The 25,897-nt window shown below is 51.1% G+C and carries 23 protein-coding genes; 13 read left to right on the forward strand and 10 right to left on the reverse strand.

Features of this window, described 5'->3' with window-relative positions; translation table 11 throughout:
• A partial coding sequence (locus TX85_RS25695) for a copper homeostasis protein CutC (protein WP_316244868.1) occupies positions 1–331 on the forward strand: 331 nt, incomplete at its 5' end.
• A gap of 16 nt (positions 332–347) precedes the next feature.
• Here TX85_RS25695 and TX85_RS03010 read toward each other — a convergent pair.
• The gene (locus TX85_RS03010; protein ID WP_044477661.1) at positions 348–1,355 is read right to left on the reverse strand and encodes a LacI family DNA-binding transcriptional regulator; all 1,008 of its coding nucleotides are present in this window, start codon (positions 1,353–1,355) and stop codon (positions 348–350) included.
• A 232-nt stretch (positions 1,356–1,587) separates the two neighbouring features.
• Here TX85_RS03010 and TX85_RS03015 point away from each other — a divergent pair, with 232 nt between their 5' ends.
• The 5 genes from TX85_RS03015 (at position 1,588) to TX85_RS03035 (ending at position 7,475) form a co-directional block, all read left to right on the forward strand.
• Positions 1,588–4,311, forward strand: coding sequence for a GH36-type glycosyl hydrolase domain-containing protein (locus TX85_RS03015; RefSeq protein WP_044477662.1), 2,724 nt, complete (start codon positions 1,588–1,590; stop codon positions 4,309–4,311).
• An 86-nt stretch (positions 4,312–4,397) separates the two neighbouring features.
• Positions 4,398–5,291, forward strand: a complete 894-nt coding sequence (locus TX85_RS03020) for a hypothetical protein (RefSeq protein WP_044477663.1) — start codon at positions 4,398–4,400, stop codon at positions 5,289–5,291.
• A 152-nt stretch (positions 5,292–5,443) separates the two neighbouring features.
• Positions 5,444–6,532, forward strand: coding sequence for a 3-phosphoserine/phosphohydroxythreonine transaminase (gene serC, locus TX85_RS03025; protein WP_044477664.1), 1,089 nt, complete (start codon positions 5,444–5,446; stop codon positions 6,530–6,532).
• Positions 6,533–6,643: 111 nt separating this feature from the next.
• Positions 6,644–7,108 (forward strand): tRNA (uridine(34)/cytosine(34)/5-carboxymethylaminomethyluridine(34)-2'-O)-methyltransferase TrmL, encoded by a 465-nt coding sequence (trmL, locus tag TX85_RS03030; RefSeq protein WP_044477665.1) that lies wholly within the window; start codon positions 6,644–6,646, stop codon positions 7,106–7,108.
• 121 nt (positions 7,109–7,229) lie between these two features.
• Positions 7,230–7,475 (forward strand): AbrB/MazE/SpoVT family DNA-binding domain-containing protein, encoded by a 246-nt coding sequence (locus tag TX85_RS03035; protein ID WP_044477666.1) that lies wholly within the window; start codon positions 7,230–7,232, stop codon positions 7,473–7,475.
• Positions 7,476–7,969: 494 nt separating this feature from the next.
• On the opposite strand, the gene TX85_RS03040 is transcribed toward TX85_RS03035, so the two are convergent.
• Together TX85_RS03040 and TX85_RS03045 are read right to left on the reverse strand one after the other, a co-directional pair.
• Entirely contained in the window at positions 7,970–9,037 is a 1,068-nt protein-coding gene (locus tag TX85_RS03040; RefSeq protein WP_044477667.1) for a phosphodiester glycosidase family protein, read from the reverse strand.
• On the reverse strand, positions 9,034–9,438 hold the full coding sequence (locus TX85_RS03045; protein WP_044477668.1) for a hypothetical protein: 405 nt from the start codon (positions 9,436–9,438) through the stop codon (positions 9,034–9,036). Before TX85_RS03045 ends, TX85_RS03040 begins: the two co-directional genes overlap by 4 nt.
• Positions 9,439–9,605: 167 nt before the next feature.
• Here TX85_RS03045 and TX85_RS03050 point away from each other — a divergent pair, with 167 nt between their 5' ends.
• Complete coding sequence (locus TX85_RS03050; RefSeq protein WP_044477669.1) at positions 9,606–10,031, forward strand: hypothetical protein; 426 nt, start codon at positions 9,606–9,608, stop codon at positions 10,029–10,031.
• On the opposite strand, the gene TX85_RS03055 is transcribed toward TX85_RS03050, so the two are convergent.
• Entirely contained in the window at positions 10,026–10,772 is a 747-nt protein-coding gene (locus TX85_RS03055) for a DUF2161 family putative PD-(D/E)XK-type phosphodiesterase (protein WP_044477670.1), read from the reverse strand. The genes TX85_RS03050 and TX85_RS03055 overlap by 6 nt on opposite strands.
• A gap of 595 nt (positions 10,773–11,367) precedes the next feature.
• Here TX85_RS03055 and TX85_RS03060 point away from each other — a divergent pair.
• On the forward strand, positions 11,368–13,263 hold the full coding sequence (locus TX85_RS03060; RefSeq protein WP_044477671.1) for a PrkA family serine protein kinase: 1,896 nt from the start codon (positions 11,368–11,370) through the stop codon (positions 13,261–13,263).
• A gap of 53 nt (positions 13,264–13,316) precedes the next feature.
• Here the strand turns inward: TX85_RS03060 and TX85_RS03065 are convergent, their stop codons facing one another.
• Complete coding sequence (locus TX85_RS03065) at positions 13,317–13,973, reverse strand: YitT family protein (RefSeq protein ID WP_233500593.1); 657 nt, start codon at positions 13,971–13,973, stop codon at positions 13,317–13,319.
• A gap of 165 nt (positions 13,974–14,138) precedes the next feature.
• Here TX85_RS03065 and TX85_RS03070 point away from each other — a divergent pair, with 165 nt between their 5' ends.
• From TX85_RS03070 to TX85_RS03095, 5 genes are all read left to right on the forward strand, one after another.
• Positions 14,139–15,323 carry a PstS family phosphate ABC transporter substrate-binding protein gene (locus TX85_RS03070; protein ID WP_044477672.1) on the forward strand — a complete coding sequence of 395 codons (1,185 nt, stop codon included), beginning with the start codon at positions 14,139–14,141 and terminating at the stop codon, positions 15,321–15,323.
• A gap of 121 nt (positions 15,324–15,444) precedes the next feature.
• Positions 15,445–16,992: an amidohydrolase gene (locus TX85_RS03075; RefSeq protein WP_392391830.1), complete on the forward strand. Its 1,548-nt coding sequence runs from the start codon at positions 15,445–15,447 to the stop codon at positions 16,990–16,992.
• A gap of 573 nt (positions 16,993–17,565) precedes the next feature.
• Complete coding sequence (locus tag TX85_RS25195; RefSeq protein WP_049894768.1) at positions 17,566–18,654, forward strand: ArsR/SmtB family transcription factor; 1,089 nt, start codon at positions 17,566–17,568, stop codon at positions 18,652–18,654.
• Between the two features lie 15 nt (positions 18,655–18,669).
• Complete coding sequence (locus tag TX85_RS03090) at positions 18,670–19,620, forward strand: ABC transporter ATP-binding protein (protein WP_187375127.1); 951 nt, start codon at positions 18,670–18,672, stop codon at positions 19,618–19,620.
• A complete protein-coding gene (locus TX85_RS03095; protein WP_049894769.1) occupies positions 19,617–20,417 on the forward strand; it encodes an ABC transporter permease in 801 nt (266 codons plus the stop codon). The genes TX85_RS03090 and TX85_RS03095 overlap by 4 nt, the downstream gene beginning before the upstream one ends.
• A 78-nt stretch (positions 20,418–20,495) precedes the next feature.
• Here the strand turns inward: TX85_RS03095 and TX85_RS03100 are convergent, their stop codons facing one another.
• The 5 genes from TX85_RS03100 to TX85_RS27230 all read right to left on the reverse strand — a co-directional run.
• Positions 20,496–21,470, reverse strand: a complete 975-nt coding sequence (locus tag TX85_RS03100) for an aldo/keto reductase (protein ID WP_044477674.1) — start codon at positions 21,468–21,470, stop codon at positions 20,496–20,498.
• Positions 21,471–21,611: 141 nt separating this feature from the next.
• Positions 21,612–23,057, reverse strand: a complete 1,446-nt coding sequence (locus tag TX85_RS03105; RefSeq protein WP_187375148.1) for a SpoVR family protein — start codon at positions 23,055–23,057, stop codon at positions 21,612–21,614.
• A gap of 8 nt (positions 23,058–23,065) precedes the next feature.
• Positions 23,066–24,241 (reverse strand): sporulation protein YhbH, encoded by a 1,176-nt coding sequence (yhbH, locus tag TX85_RS03110; RefSeq protein ID WP_044477676.1) that lies wholly within the window; start codon positions 24,239–24,241, stop codon positions 23,066–23,068.
• A 155-nt stretch (positions 24,242–24,396) separates the two neighbouring features.
• On the reverse strand, positions 24,397–25,254 hold the full coding sequence (locus tag TX85_RS03115; protein WP_044477677.1) for a DegV family protein: 858 nt from the start codon (positions 25,252–25,254) through the stop codon (positions 24,397–24,399).
• Positions 25,255–25,354: 100 nt separating this feature from the next.
• On the reverse strand, positions 25,355–25,897 hold a 543-nt coding region (locus TX85_RS27230), incomplete at its 5' end, for a DegV family protein (RefSeq protein WP_044477678.1).

The raw sequence follows: 25,897 nt of genomic DNA on the forward strand, positions 1-25,897 counted from the left end.
ATACATTATACGAAGTTATACGATCCCTCAAGGCCTGCATACCTTACTGCGATACCCCCGGGTGAGCCGGGTATTAACCTCGGGCGGGCCTTTGCCTGCGCCCCAGGCAGCTTCCGAAATCCGGCAACTGGTAGAACTAGCTTGCGGCAGTTCGCTTGTCATCTTGGCGGGTTATGGACTGACGTTGGAAACGGTGGACCGCTTCATTGCAGAAACAAAGGTATCCGAGGTTCATTTCGGTTCAGATATCCGCTTCGGGAGAAAGGGGTTGTCTCCGATCGATCCGGACAGGCTGAGCGCGTTGTCCAGCCGTTTGAAGCTTTACTATTAGTGCGTGTTCAAAAAATTCACCCGCCGCAAGATTCCCGGATGACAATTTCCGGTTCCACTATAATACTGCCTGTCTCAGCTTCGGTGTGTATAAAATCATAGAGCAGGGCGGCCGCCAGCTTGCCGATTTTATCCTTATTTTGCCGGACCGTGGACAGGCTAGGGCTTGTGTACTTACAGGCTTCAATATCATCGCAGCCCATGATCGCAACATCGTGCGGGATCTGATAATGATGCTCCTTCAGCGCCTGCATAGCCCCAATTGCCAGTAAATCTGAAGCGGCGAACAAAGCCTGAGGCACACTGCCGGCTTTGATCATGGCCTTCATCGCCTGATATCCGCTCTCCTCGTAGAAGCTATCTCCGTTCACGAACCAGCTTTTATTCACATTCAAGCCGAAGCCTTCAAGCGCATCGGTGTATCCTTTTTCTCGCAGATTAGAAATTTTAGATTCCATTGTGCTTCCGATGTATCCAAACTCACGGTATCCCAGCAAATAAAAATGCTCAACCGCTTTGTAAGACATTTTATAGTTATCCGACATGATATAGCCTGATCTCTTTCCCAGCAGCTCAAGATCGATGCCCATGCACGCAATTTCGCTCCGATCCAGCTCGTCAATCGCAGGCTCTACATCCTGTCCGGATATGATCAGGCAGCCATCAATCTGATACTGGCGGCATCGGGTCAGATAATCTCCGTGGGAAGAGTCCGGGCTCTCATTCGTCAAGAACAGGAGGTCATACCCGAGGAAGCCGATCTGGCGTTTGAAGGAGGACAGGACCTCTGCAAAGAAAGGGTGGCTGAAGTCAATATTTTGTCTGCCTGCAAAAATAACCCCGATCAATCCGGAGGACGAACGCTCCTGCAGCTTGGCTGATTTGGTTGGCACATATCCGGTATCCCGAATGATTTGGAGGACCCTGCTCTTGGTTTCATCCGAAATATCGCTATAGTTGTTCAGGATCTTGGATACGGTCGAGACCGAGACACCGGCTAATTCGGCAATTGTTTTGATATTCATAGCTCATCCACCAATTTTATAATTTACGAAAATATTTTCGTGATGTAAGTGTAGATCATTATCACATGGACGTCAAATATATAGTTTTGCGTTGCTAAATAGTATTTACAAGCCGCCATAAATAGTGCCATAATAAAGTGGAGCGAAACCGATTTCGAAAATAACAATATTCAGCGTGTATTTTATTGAATTAACGAAAATATTTCGTAAATGGATTGAGAGGAGTCTAGCTATGAAGAATCGGGCATGGTTTTTTCAGGGAGATGAAGGAGAGTTTGCGCTAGAGCAACCGGAGCGGAATACGGGCTTGTATTTTCCGTTAGTGAATGAGGCAGGGATGATGTCGGCCATCACACCGAACCTGCACGGGCAGGTCACTTCGGGGCATAATACTTTTTTGACCGAGCCGGTATCGGTCATGGATCTGCATAATTCGAAAGCATCGCGGAATTTCTGGGTGTACATCCAAGGGGAAGGGGCCTGGTCTGTCAGCGGGAATTCACCTAGGCAGCAAAGCGAGCTATATGCAGAGGAAAAGGAAGCCAGCTCCGTTGAAGCCGGTTTTCTATGGCATAAGGTAACCCGTGAGCATCGTACAAATGGACTTAAAGCGGAGACGATCAACTTTGTTCCGATGACAGGAGACAAGGTGGAGTTGATGAAGGTCACGCTTACCAACCAGGGCGCAGAGCCGCTAACATTGACCCCTACGGGAGCGATCCCGATCTATGGGCGTTCAGCAGATGATCTGCGCGACCATCGCCATGTCACCTCCCTGCTGCACAGGCTGTTTGTATCGGAGTTTGGTCTGGAAGTGCAGCCTGCGCTTTCTTTTGATGAACGCGGGCACCGGGTGAATAAAGTGACTTATAGCGTACTGGGCGCAGAGGCTTCCGGCAGAGCGCCTATCGGACTATTTCCGGAAACAGAGAGCTTTATCGGCGAGGGAGGGGCGCTCGATTGGCCGGAGTCGGTGGTAGCCAATGCTCAGCCAACCGCAGTTGCAGGCGATCGATTGGAAGGATATGAAGCTATCGGGGCGATTCGCTTCAATACGGTGAAGCTGGAGCCGGGGCAATCAGCGGCTTACGTTATGGCTATGCTGATCACCGACGATCGTCTTGATGTCTCGAGAATCGCGGCAGATTACTTGTCCGAACAAGCGTTCAACACCCTATTGGAGCAAAATCAGAGCTACTGGCAGGAGAAGCTGGGCACGCTTGCATTCAACTCCGGGGATGAAAGTCATGATCTGTGGATGAAATGGGTTACACTGCAGCCGGTACTTCGCAGATTGTATGGCAATTCCTTCTTGCCCTATCATGATTATGGCCGCGGCGGCCGGGGCTGGCGGGATCTGTGGCAGGATTGCCTCGCCTTGATGGTGATGGAGCCGGAGGAAGTACGGGATCTCCTGCTGAACAACTATGCAGGGGTGCGTATTGACGGCAGCAATGCGACGATTATCGGAAGCAAGCCCGGCGAATTTGTGGCGGACCGGAACAATATTCCGCGCGTCTGGATGGATCATGGGGCATGGCCTTTATTGACAACACTGCTATACATCCATCAGAGCGGTGATGTGGAGCTTCTGCTGCAGCCGCAGACCTACTTCCGCGATCTGTTCGTAAAGCGTTGCAAGGATCGGGATGCAAGCTGGACTCCAGAGCAGGGCAACAAGCTGCTAACGCGCGACGGACAAATCTATGAGGGAAGCTTGCTGGAGCATATTTTGCTGCAAAATATGACGACCTTCTTCCATGTTGGCGAACACGGTAATATCCTGCTTGAAGGGGCGGACTGGAACGACGGTCTGGATATGGCGGCCAAGCGCGGCGAGAGCGTGGCGTTCACGGCCTTCTATGCGAGCAATCTGCTCGAAATATCCGAGCTGCTGCTTGCACTGCAAGCACGCGGGCAGGAAACCATTGAGATTGCCGAAGAGATGCTGGTGTTATTCGACACGATCACGGACGAGGCTGTGTCCTATGATCGTATCTCCGAGAAGCGTTCCTTGCTGGACCGGTATTATGAACGTGTGGTACCATCGATATCAGGCAAGAAGGTAAGCTTGAATATTAGCGAAGCCGCCGCCGACCTGAAGCGTAAAGCCGCTTGGCTTACCGATCATCTTCGCAGGAATGAATGGATTCATAACCAGGAAGGCCATGAATGGTTTAACGGCTATTATAATAATGACGGAGAACGCGTAGAAGGGGATCATCCCGAAGGGGTCCGCATGACGTTGACCGGGCAGGTATTCCCTGTCATGGGCGGCATCGCGACAGATGATCAGGTTGGGAAGATCGTTCGAGCTGTGGACCGTTATTTGAAGGATGCAAGTATCGGATACCGGCTGAATTCCCGCTTCGGCGGGATCCAGCAAAACCTGGGGCGGGCATTCGGCTTTGCCTTCGGGCATAAGGAGAACGGCGCCATGTTCAGTCATATGACGGTCATGTACGCTAATGCGCTCTATAAGCGGGGCTTTGTCAAGGAAGGCTATGAGGTGCTGAATTCGATCTATATCCTGTCCCGTGATTTTGAGAAGAGCCGGATGTACCCGGGTGTACCTGAATATATCAATGAAAAGGGCCGCGGAATGTATACGTATCTGACGGGTTCTGCAAGCTGGTTGCTGCTGACTCAGCTCACCGAAGTCTTTGGCGTTAAGGGGCATTATGGAGATTTGGTTCTGGAGCCGAAGCTTGTTGCTTCCCAATTTGATGCATCCGGACGTGCTGCCGTGGAGACTTTATTTGCAGGCGTACTGTTGAAGGTGAGCTACATCAATAAGAATAATGCAGATTACGGTGACTACAAGATTGGCTCAGTAACCTTGAACCGTGAAGCTGTTCACTATGAAGGCGCAGAGGGCCGGGTTTCGATCGCGCGCTCGCTGCTTGCATCGCTTCCTGCAGGGCAAGCGCATGAAATTGAAGTGACGTTAGTCTAATATCTAGTATCCCTTACAGGAAACCCTGGCGGCTTTTGATGGCTTCCGGGGTTTCTATTCTGATAAGAAAGAAGGAGACCTCAAAAATGGCGTACCAATTAACAAATGGAATTTTGACCGTCGATATTGCCGAGCCCGGCGAAGGCTATCGCGAGACTCGATTTGAATGGAACGGATTGATCACGGGTATCACCCTGCTTGATGGAGGGCACAGCTTCTGTACCTCGGAGAATCTGACTGAAGGACAGGGCGGGGGAATGGGGCTTTGCCATGAATTTGGTATCAAGGAGGCTATTGGGTATCAGGACACGAAGCCGGGGGAGCAATTCCCCAAGCTTGGGGTAGGGCTGCTGACGCGTACCGATGAAGGTCCGTATTTCTTTTATAAAGATTATCCGGTCCAGCCCTTTAAAGTCGAGATTGAGCAGAAAAGCCCGGAAGAGATTACCTTCAGAACCCTGCCGGAGGAGTGCGAAGGCTATGCAGCGTTGCTTGAAAAGAGAATTTCCATTGATGGGCAGAGCCTGTCTATAGAGTACAGTCTGCATAATACAGGACAGAAGAAGCTGTCTACAGAGGAGTACTGCCACAATTTTCTGAATATTAACGGTTGCTCCATCGGGCCCGATTATAGACTGGAGTTCCCGGTAACCCTGCAGCCCGAGGTTGACGAGGCAGAGACAAGTGAAGAATTGATGTTCGATGCAGGAAGGGTGATATGGGAAAAAGTGCCTGAGCACGAGTTCTATTTCCGGACGGGAGGTTACGATGGGACTCGCAAGCCCTATTTGTGGGAGTTGTTCCACCTTCCAAGCGGTGCAGGGGTACGGGAGGTCAGCCGATTGGAGGTATCCTATGCAGCGGTGTGGGGACGGAGCTATGTTGTCTCGCCGGAAATCTTCTACAGGATTGAAGCGGAACCAGGGCAATGCATCAAGTGGACGAGGACGTATGAATTTTTCTCCGAAAATACAAAATAGCCACTCACTTTGATAAAATAAAGCGTTAATGTGTCAATTCTGCAAATTATTGATGCTCAAGAGAAATATCGTCTTGCTGGAAAAAAGAATAGTTGCTATGATAATCCTAAAACTTGGACCAGGCTTGACACGGAAGAGAAGGGATGGGAGCAATGACAAAGAGAGCTTACAATTTCAATGCGGGACCAGCTGCCCTGCCGCTTGCAGTACTTGAGCGTGCACAGGCACAGTTTGTTGATTTCAAGGAGACAGGCATGTCCATTATGGAGATGTCTCACCGAGGCAAAGTATATGAAGAGGTACATCACGAGGCCTCCAGCCGCCTACTGGGACTGCTGGGAAATCCGAAGGGTTATAAGGTGCTGTTCCTCCAAGGCGGAGCGACTACCCAATTTGCCATGATCCCGATGAACCTGTTGTCTGAAGGCAAGACAGCTGGCTATGTGAAGACCGGCAGCTGGGCAAACAAGGCAATCAAAGAAGCTAAACTCCTCGGAAGCACGTTTATTGCGGCCTCCTCAGAAGAGGACAAGTATATGTCGATCCCGGATGTCAGCAAGCTGAGCTTGCCGGAGAATACGGCTTACCTGCACCTTACTTCCAATGAGACCATTGAAGGAACCCAGTTCCATCAATTCCCGGATACAGGCGGTGTGCCTTTGATTGCGGATATGTCCAGCGATATCCTGTGCCGTCCGTTTGATCTGAATCAATTCGGGCTCGTCTATGCCGGTGCTCAGAAAAACCTGGGTCCTTCCGGTGTGACCGTGGTGATTGCCCGTGAAGAGCTGCTGCAAAATTCTCCGGGCCATTTGCCAACTTACTTCCGGTATGACACCCATGCGGAGAATGACTCGCTCTATAACACGCCGCCTTCCTTCGGAATCTATATGGTGAACGAAGTGCTTAAGTGGATTGAAGAGCAAGGAGCGCTTGCAGGAATTGAAGCGAAGAATCAGACTAAGGCTGACCTGTTGTACGGAACGATCGATCAAAGCGGCGGCTTTTACCGGGGATGCGCGAATCCGAAGGACCGTTCAATCATGAACGTAACCTTCCGTCTCGGCTCGGAGGAGCTGGAGAAGCAATTTATCAAGCAGTCGGAAGCAGAAGGCTTCGTAGGACTTAAGGGCCACCGCAGTGTAGGGGGGTTACGCGCTTCCATCTATAATGCGGTGCCTTACGAGAGTGTGAAGGCTCTGACAGACTTTATGGCTGATTTCCAGAAACAGCATGGTTAAGGTATAATAGGAGAATGACCGAAGCGGCAGCAGAAGGCTTCCTTCAGGGCTGCCGCTTTATTTTGGAGCTTCTCCAAGACGGGAAATACATTCTCCGAGGTGTTGATCAACATGGCATTGCATATTGTACTTGTAGAACCTGAAATCCCGGCTAACACCGGCAATATTGCGCGAACCTGCGCGGCAACAGGAATCCATTTGCATCTGGTTCGCCCGCTTGGCTTTCGGACAGATGACGCAACCTTGAAGCGTGCAGGTCTGGATTACTGGTATGCGGTGCATATCGAATATCACGATTCCTTCCGTGAAGTGGAGGAGAAATATGCCGGCAGCCGTTTTTTCTTTGCCACGACCAAAGCGAAGAAGCGGTTTACGGATTTTGAATTTCAGGATGGCGACTTTTTTGTATTCGGCAAGGAGACTAAAGGGCTTCCTCCCGAAATTTTAGCTGCACATCCGGACACGCTGATGCGGATGCCGATGACGGACAAGGTGAGATCTTTGAATCTGTCCAATTCCGCGGCAATCATCGTGTACGAGGCGTTAAGACAGCTGGATTATCCGGGAATGGAATAAAATCTGTCGATTGTTAGCGAAGAAGCAGGAATCCTGTAAATTGTATCGAATTGATATATAGAAGATAGGTATTTTGCTCTATTTTTACATAACTTATGTTACAGGAGAGGTGTTACACTGTATGAAGCCTGCTGGTGTGGTTCGTAAAGTGGACCAACTGGGAAGAATCGTCTTGCCCAAATCGCTGCGAAAGAGATATCAAATGAATGAAGGGGATCCTGTAGAAATTTTGGTACAAGGTGACCACATCATATTGGAAAGATACCGTCCGAAATGTGTTTTCTGCGGATCCATGGAGCAGGTTTCTGAATTCAAGGAACGTTCCATCTGCACACAATGCCTGCACGAAATGAATCAGCTTGCTTAGGAGCGATGAGGTCCTAGGAAATAAATAAGCTTCCCGCCAAGGGAAGCTTATTTATATTCATAGAGATCTTTTTGAACTATTTCTTATAGTCCGTGTTCAAAAAGTCAGCTTTTCAGCACCGAGAAGGTTGCGAGAACCCGAAGAAGGAGGAACGGAGTGTAGGCAGAACCTACATGAGTACCGGACTTCTAGGGTGAACGCAAGATTCGATGTCGAATCAACCACTTGAATATCTTCGTGATCAAAAGATGACTTTTTGAACTACCTCTTTATAGACCTTTTGTTTTATCGTCGTTGTAGGAAGAGGTTAAAATACCGCATAGAAACATAGCAAGAACCAGTGTGATAATCCAAAACGTTAGCGAGAAAGACACGGTCACGCACCTCCGTAGTTAATCCGATATTCCTTCCCTTATTATACCCTCGATTATTTTAAAAATAAATCAATTGTTGATATATATCACAGTAGACTTTAAATCTTTGGTACCAATCCCCTACTTGAAGAACAGAAAATGGGTAGGGACCGGACGAAGCTTCCCATCAGAAGGCTTGTTGACAACCTTTCCGTTGACGACAAGCGAAGACGAGCCTCCGCCATCCAGATTATAGGCATCCTGGACACCGAAATTAAACAGCTTGGCTTGTACCTCCTCAAGCGTGGCTCCGGAGCTTCCTTTCTCATCCCGTCCGTCAATGACAAGGATGAGCAACTGATCATCCTTATAATTGCCAATGACCGTACGCGGCGCTCGAAGCGGGGACTTCTTCCACTTGTCAGGTATCGTTACCTTTACGCCATTATTCAGGAGAATAGGCACAAACGTTGCGCCGAACAGCGGCTGAAGCTTATCCAGCTCCTCCTTCTGCTTGAACTTGCCTCCGATTAATTGTCCGGAGGGGTTCATGCCGACGAAGAACAAATCCTTGTAGGTCGGTTGAAAGCCGCTCAAATAGTTGCCGTCCAGCACAGTCGTGCTCATAGGATAACGCTTGCCGTCAGAGTCGGCAAAGCCGCCCGCATTGATTCCGGCTACGGCACCGTATCGCTTGGCGGCCTGCAGCGTGGTCTCCGCTCCTCCAAACACATCCTTCCCAAGCGTCATCTTCATCGCATCGGGGGATTTAAGCTTCACTTTCATCGCATAGCCCTTATAAGTTCCAGGGTTGATTTTATATAGCTCGATCCGTATATTATCGCTTTGAATAGTCTGATAAGGCGTGCCCAGCTTGGCAGTAATCCGTTTATTATAGATCACTTCCGGGCGATTCGCTGTATAAGCAGCGGTTTTCTTGATGGAGGCCATCGTTTCGGTTGTCTTGTGATACAGCTCAGCGGTCTCCTTCAAGGAAGAAGCCGTCAGCTTGGCAGCCTCCTCCGCTTGGGCGAGGTCTTTGCCGATACTGCTAGTTACCTCAGGAATATTTGTCTCCTGTGTGAGACCCTCTACGTCCGTTGTCCATGCTATGCCGGCTCCTCCAATCAGCAAGGCAAGTACCAGCCCGAGCAGCGGCCCTGTTGCCAGCAGGAAGAAGCGATTAATCCGTTTTGTATCCATCATCATTTAAGCAGGTCCATCTTCTTCTGAAGTTCAGCAAGCTGCTTTTGTACCTGACTTAGCTGGGTATACAGCTGGTTGCTGTTATCCGTCTTGTTCGTAGTGTTGTCTTTGGTGAATTCCAGCAATTCATTGAAGCTCTGGACCTGAGACTCAAGCTCGTCCACTTCCTTGGCAAGCTGGGTCAGCTGTGCTGAATACTCGGTTCTCATCGCTTCGGTACGTGCAGCCATGGCCGCATCCAATTCTAGCAGCATCGTTTCTTTTAAATGGTTGCTATACATATACGCGCCGGTTCCCCCTGCTCCGATCAAGATGATCCAGATCAGGATTACGGCAAGCGGAGAAATTCGTTTCTTCTTGCTTCGGGAAAGGGTCTCGGCGCTGTCACTCGGGTTGTAAGACATGAGATCACCTCTGGGTTGTTATTTCCAGTCTACATTCTATCACGCACCTTCTCTCAGTGCAAAAGGATTGCAAGTTTCATAGAATAGAAGCATTTCAAGCGCAATTTGTAAGGACAAATTATGCTCATGTACAATCGTTGTAATGATCATAGACGGGGGGAAGCGACATGGAGCAATGGCTGGAGGAATTCATGTCCGGCTGGCCAGCTGAACAGAAACGTGAAGTGGCGGAGCATCTGGAAGAGGGGCGGTTTATCTCATTCATGGATGGGAAAAGCTCTATCATCACGGAGGAGGCTATCCTGGAATGGATGCCTGCATGGGAAAAAGAGGATGAACGTTTATTATTGTTATTAAAGGAGGAAGTACAGAGAACATCATTACCGGCAGTAAGGCTGAAGCTGCCGTCCGGGCTTCATCCGGCAGTTCTTCGGAAGGCGGCGCTGCTTAGAGGGGTGGCCGTAGGGAGTGAGTCAGAGTGCGAGGATGCAATCCTTCTCCAATTTGAGGGCCTTAGCCCGGAGCAAATTGCCGAAGGGCTGGAACGCCTGGAGGAAGAGGTCAGCTCGTTCACAGCCCGTTACGAATCATGATCCTTCCTCGGATCTGGCTGAGGCAATCAAGCTCAGCCCCTCAAGGACTTCCGCATATTGAGACAGCGCGTCGATGCCCGAAGGCGTAAGGGCGTATTTCCCGTGGCTGACGCGAATGAACCATCCATAATAATTGCTGCGCAGGATGCTTGCCGCATTCCCGACACCGCTGGCATCCCTGACCTCGCGCGGCGCAATTCCCTGATGATCCCGCATGACAAGCGCCATCCGAAGCGCCTTTTCCCGATAGGCGGTTACCAGCTTCGTGCCATGGCTTCCGCCGACATTGTAATCCCCGCTTCGCTCATGAAACTCGTTGAGCAGACGCTCAGAGCGCCGTTTAATGACCTTGGCAGCCGGTACAATGACATGATCGCCGGGAGCACAGAGGATTTCTACGAACGGCGGCTTAGTCTTATAATGGGTGACCGCTATCAATCCCAGCCCGAGCCGGCGGCATAGCAGGGTGATCTCGTTCCAGCGCTGATTATGGGCTCCACGTTTGCTCCGGTTACGTTCTACGGCCAGATAAACTTCGCTGCTTAGCTTCTGGCGCTCCAGCCCTTGCAGCAAAAGAGGCAAATTGAAGGTCTTCTTTATTTCGACGATCAGGAGCTCCGGACGCTCCGGATGCACGCCTACCAGGTCACAGTGCTTAACTTCACTCTTAATCGAATACCCCTTCTGCTCAAAAAAAGCCTTCAAAGGAGCATATAATTCGGTTTCGTACTGGACTGCCATTGCGATCTTCCCTTTCTTCTCTGCCAAGTAGTATCCAAATGAACTATAAGAGATTGTTCAAATGCGGGATCACTTTCCACACCTACGTTACATCCGCTGCGCGTCGCAGTGCCTCCCTTGTGTAACTGCTTCGTTCCTAGCATCAGAGAAGGAAGGAAGCAAAACATACCGACTGGTCCTCTAACGGACATTTTGGACTGTTAGCAAGCCGCTTCAGACTACTTTGATCGCTAACGGACATTTTCGCCACTTAGAACTCTTAATCCACCCATTCCTCTTCAAATCTACTAGCTAAGTGTACAAAATGTCCGTTACATTTCCATCCACCTCAAATATTAGCTCTAAGAAGACATAATGTCCGTTAAATCGGGAAGAGGTGTGTCAAGAAGATCCCTCTCCGTGCTGAAAAATTGACTTTTTGAACACGTACTATAAATGTGAGGGATAGAAAAATTATATCGTATCCCAAGGTCAACTTATCCGCTCCCTTTGCATAGGATTGTATTACTTAAGACATAAGCCCGGCTTCATCAGCCGCCAGATCACTTGAGGATAGATGCTAACCACACCTAGCGGAGTACAGGAGGTAGCGAGCATGGAAATTTTTGAACGCATATCAGCTTATCGGGCGGAAAGTGAATCGTTGGCATGGAACGGTACATTCAAGGACTATATCGAGTTGCTGGTCAAGGATCCATCCCCTGCCATGACGGCACATGCCCGGGTGTATGCCATGATTGAATCCTACGGGGTGGAGGAAAGGGACGGCCGCAAGCAGTATAAATTTTTTGAACAGGAAATATTCGGACTGGATCGTGCGGTTGAAAAGCTGGTCGAGGAATACTTCCATTCCGCAGCGCGAAGGCTGGACGTACGCAAGCGGATTTTGCTGCTAATGGGACCGGTCAGCGGCGGTAAATCAACAATTGTTACTCTGCTAAAGCGGGGACTGGAGAAGTTCTCGCGCACGGAAAAGGGAGCGGTCTATGCGATATCCGGCTGCCCGATGCATGAAGATCCCCTTCACCTGGTTCCCCATGAGCTTCGGCCTGAGGTGGAAAAGGCGCTGGGAGTTCGGATCGAAGGTAATTTATGCCCGGTATGCCAGCTCCGCTTGAAAAATGAGTATAAAAACGACATCGAGCAGGTGGCGGTAGAACGAGTGCTGCTATCCGAAGACAACCGGGTCGGGATCGGGACCTTTAGTCCGTCGGATCCGAAGTCCCAGGATATTGCCGATCTGACGGGAAGCATTGATTTCTCCACGATTACAGAGTATGGCTCTGAGTCGGATCCCCGTGCGTATCGGTTTGATGGCGAATTAAACAAAGCGAACCGCGGACTGATGGAATTTCAGGAAATGCTGAAATGTGACGAGAAATTTCTGTGGAATCTGCTCTCACTGACCCAGGAAGGAAACTTCAAGGCCGGCAGATTTGCTCTTATTTCGGCCGACGAGCTGATCATCGCTCATACGAACGAATCGGAGTACAAAGCGTTTATTGCCAACAAAAAAAATGAGGCGCTGCAATCCCGCATGATTGTCATGCCAATTCCATATAATCTCAAGGTCTCACAGGAGGAGAAGATCTACGCCAAACTGATTGGGCAGAGCGATATGAATCACGTGCACATTGCCCCGCATGCGCTGCGCGCGGCAGCTATTTTCTCCATCCTTACTCGCCTGAAAGAGACGAAAAAGCAAGGTGTCGATCTCGTGAAGAAGATGCGGCTTTATGACGGTGAAGAGGTAGAGGGGTATAAGGATGCAGACTTGAAGGAACTGCAAGGGGAGTACCTGGAAGAGGGAATGTCCGGGGTAGATCCCCGCTATGTGATTAACCGGATTTCCAGCGCGCTGATCAAGCAGGATTTGCACTGCATGGGGGCGCTTGACATCTTGCGGGCGATCAAGGACGGTCTTGACCAGCATGCCTCGATTACGAAGGAGGAGCGGGAGCGCTACCTCAACTATATTAGCATTGCCCGAAAGGAATATGATGAGCTCGCCAAGAAAGAGGTTCAGAAAGCCTTTGTCTATTCCTTTGAAGAGTCGGCAAAGACCTTGTTCGAGAATTATCTGGACAATATCGAAGCCTTCTGCAACTGGACGAAAATCCGTGATCCGCTGACCGATGAAGAGATGGAGCCCGATGAGAGACTGATGCGCTCGATCGAAGAGCAGATCGGGATCTCGGAAAATGCCAAGAAGGCATTCCGGGAAGAGATCTTGATTCGGATTTCGGCCTATTCCCGCAAGGGCAAGAAATTTGAGTACAATCATCACGACAGGCTGAGAGAAGCGATCGAGAAGAAGCTGTTTGCGGATTTGAAGGACATCGTCAAAATCACAACGTCGACTAAAACGCCTGATGAAAAGCAGTTGAAGCGGATTAACGAGGTATCGAAGCGGCTGATCGACGAGCATGGCTATTGCCCGGTCTGCGCGAACGAGCTGTTACGTTATGTAGGAAGTTTGCTGAACCGCTAATGTTTAGACTGAGGGCCAGTTGATCCTGAGGAGGATGAACTGGCTTTTTAGCGTTACTTTTTTCGCCATGCCCCGAAATACAGCGGCCGCTTGAGCAGCATGACAGGGGAGTATGCCATTTTTACAATTCTTGTAGAGATCCACTGGCATAGCAGGGCAAGAACGATGATACTCCAGTCAATGACAACAGCTGTAAGCAGAAAAATGACGGCATTCATCCAGAACAGGGTAGATCCGGGGTTGACTTTGCGCCGCCTTGCGAGCGCGAGCGCGACGAAGCCGATGCCCCCGTTAGTGAACCTCTCCCGCAGCAGTACCGAGATTCCCGCGCCAAGAAAGACAGAGCCTGCTATCAAATCCAGCCATACATTTGAAAAGGGGGAGTGGAGATAGACCTGAAAAAAATTAACCGATACCGCCGTTGCGGTGATGACGATAATCGTGCCTACAGCGCTGACCCGTCCCAAATGATGCACAGCGAGCAGAAGAAACAGAATATTGGTGGCCCAGAGTCCGATGCTGACCGGGAGCTGCAGACTATGGTAGAGTAAAATAGCGAGCCCGGCACAGCCGCCGGCAGGGATCGCATGCGGAAATAAAAATACACCCATGGCAAAGCCCTGAATTAGAGAGCCAGCCAGGATATGAATGTTTTTTTGCCATAGCCGCCGGAAAAAACGCGCTCGGGAGCTGTAAGTAATGGTTGTCACGGAAATCACCCCTCTGGGATGGATTGTCAGGCTAGTCTCCTATACAACTTATGAGCGGGGGAATGAAGCGATGCATGAAGGGGATAAACTTCAAGGTTTGTACATATGAAGAGCAGGGATTGCTGTATCTGCAATGGAATAATTAATCAATGAGGAGGGGACGTCATGGCGAAGCAAGCAGGAGAGATCATCGTAAAAATTATTTTGAGTATTGTAGCTGTCTGCGGAATTGCCTTTGCAGGCCTTGTCATATACGGGTTCACGGCACTAATGGGAATTGATCAATTCTATTCGGCACTTATATTGATTGGTACAGGGGCTGCGGCTATATTTGTAATTCTATTTATGTTCATAACGTCACGTCTTCATCGGATTCTGAGGTGGTCTTTACTGGGAGTTATCATCATTGCGGCGCTGGCCTCGGCAGGACATGAAGTCTGGAAAGCTTACTATAACAGCATTCCTGTAGTTAGTGATCAGGAAGTGGATATGGATCATTATATGCCTTTTCGAGAGGGCAGCAAGCTGGCTGAACTGAGTGAGCCTTCCTCCTTGAAGCTGACGTCAGAGCTTCCGAGGCTTGACGGGGCAACAGCGCTCTATCCGCTGTATGCGGCATTTGCGCAGGCTGTGTATCCTGAACGGGAATATTCCTACAAGGATAGCGAAGTGATGGTGAACACCACGCCTGAAGCGTATAAAAATTTAATCGAGGGTAAAGTGGATCTTATTTTTGCCGCCGCTCCGTCCGAGCCGCAGAAGGCAGCGGCCCGCAGAAACGGACTGGAACTGAGGCTGACCCCGATCGGGCGGGAGGCATTTGTGTTTTTTGTGAATGCGGACAACCCGGTGGAGGGATTGACGACGGAACAGCTTCTCGGCATCTACTCGGGCGAGATCACGAACTGGAGCGAGGTTGGCGGAAAGAATAAAGAAATACGTGCTTTTCAAAGACCGGAGGGCAGCGGAAGTCAGACGATGCTGCAAAAGATCATGGAAGGCCGGGAGCTGGCAGAGGCGCCAAGCGAGGATGTGGTGTCCGGCATGGGCGGCATCATTCAGAGGACGGCGGATTATAGGAACCATAAGAATGCGCTGGGCTTTTCGTTCCTGTTCTATGCGACTGAAATGGTACGGAACGGAGATATCCGCTTGTTAGAGATGGATGGAGTCACTCCGAATCGGGAGACCATTGCTAACGGCGACTACCCGCTGGCTTCAGAGTTTTATGCCGTGACGGCGGGGAGCGACAATCCGAATGTCGATAAGCTGATTGAATGGATCCTCTCTCCGCAAGGGCAAGAACTGATCGAGAAGACAGGGTATACGCCGTTGCAGTCGGGTCGATAGTGATAATGGATTTGTGGTAGATGAACTATATCAAACAGATGCACGCAAGGGAGAGGTTAAAGTGTCCGCAGGCACATTGTATATAAACGGGAAATGGACGAGCTTAGTTGATACCGAAGCCTTGAATGCTGCAGATGCGGTGTATGTAGAGGAAGGCCGGATTAAGGCCATCGGCAGAAAGGAAGAGCTGAAGCTTCAGCTCACCGGACGGCGTGTCCGGACAGTTGATTGGGAGGGCGCGGTCGTGCTGCCCGGACTGAGCGATGCCCATATGCATCTGTCGATGCATGGCATGAAGCTGGATATGCTCGATTTCAGCAGCGCTGCCTCCAAGGAGGAGATGCTGCGCCTCCTACGTGAGCGGGCCGCATTAACGCCGCCGGGAGAATGGATCCTGGGGTTGAACTGGAACGAGAACAACTTCACACCGGCAGAAGCCCCTACGTTGGAGGAGCTGAATGCAGTCAGCGAGCGGCATCCGATCTTTCTGACGCGGACATGCTTCCATGCTTATCTCGCCAATACAGAGGCATATCATAGAGCAGGCGTTGCAGCAGACACACCCGATCCGAAGTCGGGGGCCTTTGGCCGGGATGAGTCGGGGCAATTGAATGGCTGGGTTTATGAAGAAGCATCCGCCGCCTTTACGAAGGTGCAGCCGGAGCCGGATTATGCGGTGAAAAAAGAGGCCATCCGCCGCGCATGGCTCGATGCGCTGCGCCTGGGGCTAACCGCCGCGCATACCGAGGATTTGCGCTTCCTGGGCAGCATCGAGACGATGCTGCAAATCTGTCATGAGCTGCGGGAGGAGGAAGGCATCGCCTTCCGGACCCACCAGCTCATCTACTATCCGTTCCTGGCCGAGGCGCAGGAACGGGGACTGCGCTCCGGCGCCGGGGATGAGTGGCTGCGCATCGGCGCGGTCAAGCTCTTCGCCGACGGGGCGATCGGCGGCCGCACGGCGCTGCTGCAGGCGCCGTACAGCGATGCTCCGCAGACCCGGGGCATGGCGATCCACTCCGAGGAAGGGATCGCTGCCATTGTCCGCGAAGCGCGCCGGCAGGGCTTCCCCATCGCCGTGCATGCAATCGGCGACGGGGCCGCCGATCTGACCCTGCGGGCGATGGAGCAGTTCCCGCTGGCGCAGGACAGCCGGTTGCCCGACCGGCTGATCCATGCCCAGGTGCTGGATGCGGGGCTGGTGCGCCGGATGGCAACGCTCCCGCTGGCAGCAGACATCCAGCCGCGGTTCGTGGCCAGCGATTTCCCTTGGGTGCTGGACCGGGTGGGTCCGCAGCGCACAGAATACCTGTACGCGTGGAAGAAGCTAAGCGCGGCGGGGATTGTATGCGCAGGCGGCAGCGATGCGCCGATTGAGCCATTGAACCCGCTGCTTGGAATGCATGCGGCCGTTACCCGCCGCAAGCCGGAGGAAAGCCATGAGGGCTACTTGCCCGAAGAGAAGCTGACGACGGCTGAAGCCCTCGCGCTATTTACGAGCGGCAGCGCCTTTGCCGCCGGAGAAGCTCGCGAGCGCGGCTCGATAGAAGTCGGCAAATTCGCCGATTTCACCGTGCTGGACCGTGAGCTTGAAGGAGATCCGCAGCAACTGCTGGATGCCCGGGTGCGAATGACGATTGTGAATGGGAAAATTGGCTATCAGGCTTAACATAAACTCTTGCTCAACTTGCTTTACAAAGAGAAGGTGTCCCGAAAGTAAAATTCTGTACAGCCTTAATAACAAAATAGAGTGATATTCATAAAGAAACCAAGAAGTTAAGCGGCCTTTTCTCGCTTGATTCCTTGGTTTCTTGCGTCCGCTGTGGCTTCCTTGTTCAAATTTGAGGAGCGAGGGAAATCCACCCGACCTCCAAACTTGCTTTCGACAAGCCTCAAAGCTTTAGTGACATTCTGCATTATTATCGCCGTACGAGCATTCACGAGCACCCACGTCAGCAATTTAAATGCCTTACGGCACTTGTTTCTCCGCATGAAACACCCATGCCAGCAATTTATTGCCTTTTGACACTTGTTTCGCAACCCACGGCGTAACCTCACTTTGGAAAAGGTGTCCCTAATCATCTGGGACGGTCTAGGAACACCCTCTTTTTTGTGTATTGATGAAGCTCCATACAATCTGGATTGACATGAAAAATAAATGATGCTAGTATGTGTTTAATTAATACTTAACTAATATTAAATAATGTTTAATACAAATTAAATATCATTAGGAGAAGAAGCTATGGATAACGGACTGATCAAGCAAAAGATGAAATTTGGGTATTGGGAACCTCTTGAATTTATCGCAGCCCTAACGATGACCGCTAAGGCGGAGTATATTCCCGGAATAGCCCGTGAAATTCAATTCGTCCCGGATCAGCAGTTTTCGGAAATGCTGGAGCAGGTTCATGGCCGGCTCTCGCCCCATATCAAGCGGGAGATGTCCCGTTACTTCGGAAAATCGACGATCTATGACCGTTTGGACGCCGTGCTTAGTCAGGTATTTTACGACGATGATGAGGTCGAGACTGCGGAAGCTTATCTGGCAAGGTATCAGGAGCAGGATGCGCTTCTTCTGGCAGCGATGCTGGCGGAATCTATGTATGCCCATGAAACGCCGGATTGGCGGGGGGAGCATCCCTTTGCCGAGGTGAGCCGAAAGAGAGAATTGTTGGTGTCCCTGGTCCAGTCCCGCTTGCTGGCGGATGAAGAATACCATGCCGAGTTGCTGGAGGCTGTGAAGTTTCCCGAGGAATTCAAGCAAAGAACGCTCTTGCTGCTGCAAGCTTTTCTGGAGCAAGGATTTACCCTCTTACGGGATCAATTGGGACAGCTGGGAAGAGAGGGAGCCGCTGCATTTGAGGACTATTTCCTTGCGGAGCCTGAGAAGGCCTTCCGCGAAATTGCCAATTCAGGCCCGGAACTGATCGCCAAGCCTACGCGGGTCCATGTCAGCTATATCTCACAGATTAGAGTCGACTTCCGTCACTTCAATGAGAAGGATCATCCAAGCTGGTTGATTCTAGGCCACCGCAATCACGCCTTGGCTTTGCAGCGGGAAGATAAGGGGACCGTGGAGCAATTCCTCAAGGTCATTTCCGATAAACGGCGTCTGGAGATCATAGCGTTGCTTAAACAAGGCAACCGATATGGCGGGGAGCTTGCACACCTGCTATCACTGACCCCTGCCGCGATTAACTACCATACGAACCTGTTGATTGATCTCGGGTTAATCCGGATAACCCGCGCAGACAATCGTATTTATTATGTGCTTGACCGAGACCGGCTCGGCTCATTCATGGATCTAAGTAAGGATATGCTGTTGCGGTGAAAGGGGAGGCCAATCGTGCAAGAGATACTGTATGAGGCAGAGCGAGTCAGCATGGTTTATAAAAAGGGAAAATATAAAGCGAACAAGGAGATCTCTTTGCAGATCAGACGCGGGGAGATCGTCGGGGTGCTCGGACCGAATGGCGCCGGCAAATCAACGTTAATCAAGCAACTGGTCGGTCATCTAAAGCCTACAGAGGGCAGGGTGCTCTATAAGGGGATTGATGTTTATAAGCAGACTCGAACGGTTGCCGGCCAGGTGGCTTATTTCGCCCAGGAGCCCCATGTTCTGAATGCCCTCACCGCCCGGGAGGCGCTTGTGTTTACCGGTCAACTCCGGGGAATGCCTAAATCCCAGGCTATGCGGGAGGCGGATGAGCTGCTGGAGCGATTTGAAATTCCGGAAGCAAGAGACAAACAGCTGAAGAGGCTGTCGGGAGGCCAAAAGAGGATGATCGGGATCGGTACGGCGCTGATCGGCCACTCCCCTGTCCTAATTCTTGATGAGCCTACAAACGAGCTTGATCCCGCTAAACGCCGCCTCGTCTGGGAGTTGATCAGCGAATATAATCTCGAAGGAGCTACCGTTATTCTGGTCACCCATAACGTCCTGGAGGCAGAGCAGGTCGTTGATCGGGTCGCCGTCATTAATCATGGACGCTTGCTTGCGCTAGATAGTGTGACCAAGCTCAAGCAGCGTGTGGATCAGCGGATTAAATTCGAGATTCAAACGGCGTATGGAGCTAGTGACGATGTTGAAGAAGTCCTGAAAGGGTGGGGAATTATTCAGCGGCACGGAGCCAATCGAATGAATCTGCTGGTGAATAAAGAGGAGGCGGGAGATGTGCTGAGCATGATTGTATCCAGTGAGGAGCTGCCCATCGATGAATTTTCAGTGCTGCCTCCAAGCCTTGAAGATGTTTATTTTCATATTGATCATGAAGGCAAAGAGGGGGCGGGCGCATGAATACGTTGATGCCTTCTGCAGATACAGGGCTGCCGCGGATATCCGGTAGATTCGCTCGCTGGCGGCTGGAAGTATCCATATTGTTCCGGATTCAGTTTGCAACTGTGAAGGACAGCTGGATGTGGATTATTCTGATGGCTACGCTCTATCCGCTGGCAACTTTTCTGTTTATGCGTTTCTATACCGTGAATCCCAGCGAAGATATGATTGTTCAGATCATTGCGGGCAACCTGGTATTTGGGCTGGTTGTTATGGGCATGAATTCACTCGGGCAAGAGATTGCCATGCAGAAGCACCAGAATCACTTTACTTTCTATGCGTCGCTGCCTATATCGAAGCAGAACTTTGTGATTGCGAATCTGCTCAGGGGGCTGATGAACACGGTTCCTTCCCTGTTGATCCTGGGGGTGTTGACGCAAGTAATCTATGATATTCAGCTTACGCTGTCTCCCGGATTGCTGCCGGTTATGGTCCTGAGTCTGACAAGTGTGGTTGGCATAGGCATCTTGCTCGGGTTCTGGTCGCCAACCTTTCAATTTACCAATATGCTCTGCCAGGCGTTAATGATGGTCATCTCTTTTCTCTCGCCGGTTATGGTGACGATGGAACAGCTTCCCCTTCCATTGCAATGGCTCGCTTATGTACTGCCTACCACGTATGCGGCGGATGCCATGCGGACCATTCTGACAGCGGGTTGGACTACAGGGGTTATGCTGGATTGCCTGGTCATGTTAGTCTATACGCTGATTTCTCTGTTTGCCGTTCACCGGTTGATCGGGTGGCGGGTTAGCGATTAAAGCGATATGGTAGAAAATAAACGATAAAAGGAGCAGCAGCCCGGGATCATTCTTGATCCAGGGCTGCTGCTTCATGTATTAAGGCAATTTTCTGCCTCGTGAGCTAATATATAGCGAGTACCATTCTTCACGGGTTAAGCGCAGCGTGGCCGTCTCCCGGCAGGCGCGGATCCGGTCGGTGTTAATCGTGCCGATCACCGGCTGGATTCCGGCAGGATGGGTCATCAGCCAGGCGAGAACAATCGCCTCGGCGGTCGCACCCTTTTCCTTAGCCAGTTGTTGAACGAGCTCTGCCGTCTTCACGACACTTTCAGGCTGATCCGTGAGCGGGCGTCCGGAATAGATGCCTTGAGCCAACGGACCCCAGGATTGAAGCTGAATATTTTCCAGGCGGCAGAATTCCAGTGTTCCTTCCGGGAACACATTTTGCTTGGCTTCCTCCTGGTTAATATGCGTTCCAACCTCTAGAAATCCGAGCTTCCGCAGGCTCATTTCAAGCTGGTTTGCAACGAACGGCTCTTCGCAATAACGTTGAAGCAGCTTGATTTGGCCTTGTCCCATATTGGACACGCCGAAATGCCGTACCTTGCCCGATGCCTTCAGCTTATGGAAGGCGGATGCAACCTCCTCCGGATCCATGAGCGCATCGGGACGGTGAAGGAGCAGGATATCGAGATATTCTGTGCCCAAACGGCTTAGAATACCGTCAACACTGTTCAGAATGTGCTGCTCCGAAAAATCAAAGCGGTGCGGGCCTTGCTCGTCTTCGAACCGGATTCCGCATTTGGACTGGAGGATGATCTTCTCTCGAAGCCCGGGCTGATTGCTCAGAACGCGGCTGAACACCTGTTCCGCCTTGCCGGCAGTATAAATATCAGCATGATCGAACATATTGATGCCGATTTCCAAAGCAGCTTCAACCGCAGCTTGTCCTTCTTTGTAATGCGCGTCTGTGATCGGACTGTTCTTGTCCCAGTCTCCGCCCATGCGCATGCAGCCAAGCACAAGCTGACTGGCGGGAATACCGTGCTGCTGTAAAGGGATTGTTTTCATCGTATTCCTCCTGTTTTTTCTTGACTTCTATTATAACGCTATTCGCATGCAAAAAAAGCAGTCTGCCCACAAATGCGGAAAGACTGCTCGTCATCTTACCTTAGAAAGGCATAAGTGTGAAGAGAAACACTTCACATGTGGCTACAAAATCTTCCGATAATGCTTCTCCCCGTCATAGCTAAACAGCGCCGTTTTGCCCTCCACCACGGTCTGCAAGTGGACGCTCTTGCCCCATAGGCGGTAGACGTGCGGCAGGGTTCGCTCCAGGTATTTCAGATCCAGCTCAATGCCCTCGTACTGGTGCTTAAGAAGCAGCTCGCCGGCTCGTTGATAATCGCCATCCGCTACGACGATGTAGGGAGAACCGCCGTTTACCTTGGACAGGGCAAGCTGATCGCGGACATGCTCCCAGGACTTGTCGGTGATCTTCCACTCCGGCCCTTGCTTCTCGAAAATGTATAAATCCAGGTCACGCACCAATTCCTTAGTTAAATAACTGCGAAGGAAGGAAATGTCCGAATCCAGCTCCCGGACCTCGAATATTTTCTCGCGTCCCTTCCCGGGCTCGCGTCCCAATCGCACCTGCTCCTCCTCGGTAGGACGGTCCCAGCGACGTTCTATATCCTCAAAAATCTTCAGTCCAAGATAGTACGGATTGAGGCTTTGCTGGGAGGGCTGAACGACGGATGCATTTAGCTTGGCAAATTCAATCGTCTCCTCGCTGGTCAAATCCATTTCCCGAAGGATGCGCTGATGCCAATACGAAGCCCAGCCTTCGTTCATGATCTTTGTCTCCATCTGCGGCCAGAAGTAGAGCATCTCCTCCCGAAGCATGCTCATGATGTCCCGCTGCCAATCCTCGAGCGCTTCCGAGTATTCCTGAATGAACCAGACGATATCCTTCTCCGGCTTGGGCGGGAAGCTTATGGAGACATCCGGCCCTCCCGGTTTGCCGGGCGGAGATTTTGGCGTCGCCTCTTCTATAGAATCCAGGCCCCACAGATCATCATAAGGACCGCTGGGGGAGGAGCCCTGCAAGGCTTCCTTGCTCCGGCGATGCTGCTCCTCCAGTTGTCTTCGCTTATCGTAGCGCATGGGGCGGATCAATTGGGGATCCACATGCTCCTGAATGCCGAGCACAGCGTCAATGAAGGACTCCACAGTTGCGGCTCCGTACTGCAGCTCGTATTTGCTGATCCGCTCCGCGGTTGCGGACATGCTCTCGACCATGTCCCGGTTCGTGTTCGAGAACCGGGCATTGTTCTTGAAGAAGTCGCAGTGGGCCAGCACATGGGCGACAATCAGCTTGTTCTGAATGAGGGAATTCCCCTCCAGCAGAAAAGCATAACAAGGATTGGAATTGATGACCAGCTCATATATTTTGCTCAGGCCGAAGTCGTACTGCATCTTCATTTTATTGAACATTTTTCCGAAGCTCCAATGACTGAAGCGGGTAGGCATACCATAGGCGCCAAAGGTATAGATGATGTCGGCCGGACAGATCTCGTACCGCATCGGATAGTAGTCCAGCCCGAAGCCGTCCGCGATCTCCATAATTTCTGCGATGGCATACTCCAGTTGCGTCATCTCATTGCTCAAGACAGCGCCCCCTTTTCCCGTTTATGGAAAAATTGCTTCAACGCACTGTATACTTCGCCCTTCTCTTTGATGACATAGTACATGAACCGGTCTTGCTTCAAATTCCGGTAGGCCGACATCAGCGTGCTGCCCCGGTTGTACTGGTTCACCTCGCCATAGCCAAACATATTGGTTCGGGACAGAAGCTCCTGAATCAGCTTGAGGCAGCGTTCATTATCAGAAGTGAGATTATCTCCGTCAGAGAAATGAAACGGGTAGATGTTATAGCTGGAAGGGGGATAGCGTTCATCAATGATTTCCAGCGCCTTCTGATAGACCGAGGAGCAGATCGTACCGCCGCTCTCGCCGCGTGTGAAGAAGTCCTGCTCGGTGACCTCCTTGGCTTCTGTATGATGGGCCAGGAAGACAATCTCTACCTTTTCATACTGTCTGCGCAAAAACCGGGTCATCCAGAAAAAGAAGCTGCGTGCGCAGTATTTTTCGAAGGTGCCCATGCTGCCGCTTGTATCCATCATGGCGATGATTACTGCGTTGGAACGCGGAATCAGGATGTCTTCCCAGGTTTTGAAGCGAAGGTCGTCCGGGGAAATGCCGTGGATGCCCGGCGTGCCCGCGGTCGCATTGCGCCTTAGATTCTCCAGAATCGTCCGTTTCTTATCAATGTTGGACATCAGCCCTTTTTTACGAACATCGTTAAAACGGAATGAGGCAGCGTCGAGCTCCTTTTTATCCTTATCTTCAATAAAAGGCAACTCAAGCTCATCGAATAAAAGATCCTCTAGATCCTCCATGCTGACCTCTGCTTCGATATAATCAACCCCCGGCTGGTCGCCGGCCTTGTCTCCTTTGCCGCCCTTACCGCCCTCCTTGGGGCTATCCTTTGCCAGTATATCGCCAACCTGGCTGTCGCCATCTCCCTGACCGACATGCTTCTGTTTGTGAAAATTATGAATGAAGCGATATTCCTCCAGATTCCGCAGGGGAACCTTGATAATCTGCTTTCCGTCCGACATAATGATGTTCTCTTCCGTCACGAGGTCGGGTAAATTTTGCTTGATGACTTCCCGCACTTTCTCCTGGTGCCGCTGCTGATCCTGGTAGCCTTTGCGGTGCAGGGACCAATCCTCCTTGGAGACGACGAAATTGTACGCATTCGGATTCGTTGACGACATTGTCAGCACCTCCCCATATCATGATCTAGCGGAGTGTCTTGTAACTAAAGTATATTCGCGGTGAGGCCTGATATGTGAAAAGCCCTTCACAGCAGCCGCGGAATCTGGAGCACCGCAGGCTGCCGTGAAGGGCAGAGGAGAAGAACACTTTTACATTATTGAGCTATGGACTTGGTAAACAGAATGCCGATGGTCTTGGCTCCGCAATGGCTGGAAATGACGCATCCCGCATTGGATATGGCAATCTCTCGGGCTTGGGTTGCATCAGCGAGCGCAGCCTTCAGCTGTACCGCATCCTCGTCAGCCAAGGAATGCGTAATAAAAATGAGATCCTTGTCCATTTCCGGAATCCGGGCCAGTGCGTTCTGAAGCAGCTGATCCATCGCTTTCTCCCGGCTGCCGCGCACTTTATAGGCCGGAGTCATTTTACCGTCGATTACCTTGATCACAGGACGGATTCGCAGGAGGCTGCCGACCAGATTCTGCATGCCGGAACAGCGCCCGCCCTTATATAAGTAATCCAGAGAGTCAATTACAAATTCGGTCTCGACTTGAGAGCGAACAGCTTCGAGCAAGGCCAGAATATCCGCTGCGGATTTTCCGTCCTCTGCGGCGCGTACGGCCTTCATCACCTGCAGCCCGATTCCGGATGACAGGTTCAGTGAGTCAAAGACATGGACTTGTCCAACCGGGAACTCTTCTGCAGCGATGAGCGCATTCTGGTATGTCGAAGACAGCTCGGAGGAGAGGCTGATATAGATAATAGATCTGCCTTCCGCAACATAAGGCGAGAAGGCAGCTATGAAATCAGCCGGTGAAGGAGCGGCTGTCTTGGGCAAACGCCCGGTTGCCGCAACCTGATCATATAATTCGGGAACTTGAAGATCCACACCGTCCCGGTATGTAGCATCCCCGAATGTGACGTAAAGCGGTACGATTCCGATATCGTATTTTTCGATCCATTCAGGAGGAAGATCACAGGTACTATCCGCAAAAAACTTAATCGTCCCCATAAAGATGAGAACCTCCTTTGTCACAGGTCATGCGCTTAAAGTGTGTGTTCAAAAAGTCAGTTTTTCAAAAGATGACTTTTTGAACAACCTCTTAAAGGGATCAAGACTTGCGCATGTACATAATAGCTACCGTATGAGGACCGCAATGGCTGGAAATCACGCATCCTGCTTCCGCAAGCGCAACCTCGCGAACGCCGGTCTGCTCCCGCAGAATAGCAGCCAGCTTCTGGGCAGCTTCTTCGGCCATCGTATGGGCGACGATAATCAGGTCGTCATCCATGCGATCCTTCTGCGCAAGTGCATTATCCAACATTTGTTGAATGGCCTTCTCTTGCTTGCCCCGTACCTTATAGGCAGGGATGATCGTTCCGTCAACCAGCTTCAGAACGGGCCGGATTTGCAGCAGGCTGCCAATGAAATTTTGCATGCCGGAGCAACGGCCGCCCTTATATAAATATTCCAAGGTATCAATTACAAATTCTGTCTCCACTCGGCTGCGGCAGTCTTCCAACAGAGCTGCGATTTCCTTGCCGCTCTTGCCTTGCTGCGCTGCGCCGACTGCCTTCATAACCAACAAGCCGATACCGCTGCATAGATTCAGGGAATCGACCACATGGACACGCCCTTCCGGGAATTCACCAGC

Origin of the sequence: Paenibacillus antibioticophila, from assembly GCF_000455265.1 — a bacterium.
Lineage (GTDB): Bacteria > Bacillota > Bacilli > Paenibacillales > Paenibacillaceae > Fontibacillus > Fontibacillus antibioticophila.

Bases quoted from the DNA above. Each gene is read 5' to 3' on its own strand.
- TX85_RS03045 (WP_044477668.1), bottom strand. From the start codon at position 9,438: ATGTCTTACAACCCGAGTGACAGCGCCGAGACCCTTTCCCGAAGCAAG.
- TX85_RS03050 (WP_044477669.1), top strand. From the start codon at position 9,606: ATGGAGCAATGGCTGGAGGAATTCATGTCCGGCTGGCCAGCTGAACAG.
- TX85_RS03035 (WP_044477666.1), top strand. From the start codon at position 7,230: ATGAAGCCTGCTGGTGTGGTTCGTAAAGTGGACCAACTGGGAAGAATC.
- TX85_RS03015 (WP_044477662.1), top strand. From the start codon at position 1,588: ATGAAGAATCGGGCATGGTTTTTTCAGGGAGATGAAGGAGAGTTTGCG.
- TX85_RS03010 (WP_044477661.1), bottom strand. From the start codon at position 1,355: ATGAATATCAAAACAATTGCCGAATTAGCCGGTGTCTCGGTCTCGACC.
- TX85_RS03055 (WP_044477670.1), bottom strand. From the start codon at position 10,772: ATGGCAGTCCAGTACGAAACCGAATTATATGCTCCTTTGAAGGCTTTT.
- TX85_RS03095 (WP_049894769.1), top strand. From the start codon at position 19,617: ATGAATACGTTGATGCCTTCTGCAGATACAGGGCTGCCGCGGATATCC.
- TX85_RS03100 (WP_044477674.1), bottom strand. From the start codon at position 21,470: ATGAAAACAATCCCTTTACAGCAGCACGGTATTCCCGCCAGTCAGCTT.
- TX85_RS03060 (WP_044477671.1), top strand. From the start codon at position 11,368: ATGGAAATTTTTGAACGCATATCAGCTTATCGGGCGGAAAGTGAATCG.
- TX85_RS03115 (WP_044477677.1), bottom strand. From the start codon at position 25,254: ATGGGGACGATTAAGTTTTTTGCGGATAGTACCTGTGATCTTCCTCCT.
- TX85_RS03020 (WP_044477663.1), top strand. From the start codon at position 4,398: ATGGCGTACCAATTAACAAATGGAATTTTGACCGTCGATATTGCCGAG.
- TX85_RS25195 (WP_049894768.1), top strand. From the start codon at position 17,566: ATGGATAACGGACTGATCAAGCAAAAGATGAAATTTGGGTATTGGGAA.
- TX85_RS03105 (WP_187375148.1), bottom strand. From the start codon at position 23,057: ATGACGCAACTGGAGTATGCCATCGCAGAAATTATGGAGATCGCGGAC.
- serC (WP_044477664.1), top strand. From the start codon at position 5,444: ATGACAAAGAGAGCTTACAATTTCAATGCGGGACCAGCTGCCCTGCCG.
- TX85_RS03040 (WP_044477667.1), bottom strand. From the start codon at position 9,037: ATGATGATGGATACAAAACGGATTAATCGCTTCTTCCTGCTGGCAACA.
- TX85_RS03070 (WP_044477672.1), top strand. From the start codon at position 14,139: ATGGCGAAGCAAGCAGGAGAGATCATCGTAAAAATTATTTTGAGTATT.
- yhbH (WP_044477676.1), bottom strand. From the start codon at position 24,241: ATGTCGTCAACGAATCCGAATGCGTACAATTTCGTCGTCTCCAAGGAG.
- trmL (WP_044477665.1), top strand. From the start codon at position 6,644: ATGGCATTGCATATTGTACTTGTAGAACCTGAAATCCCGGCTAACACC.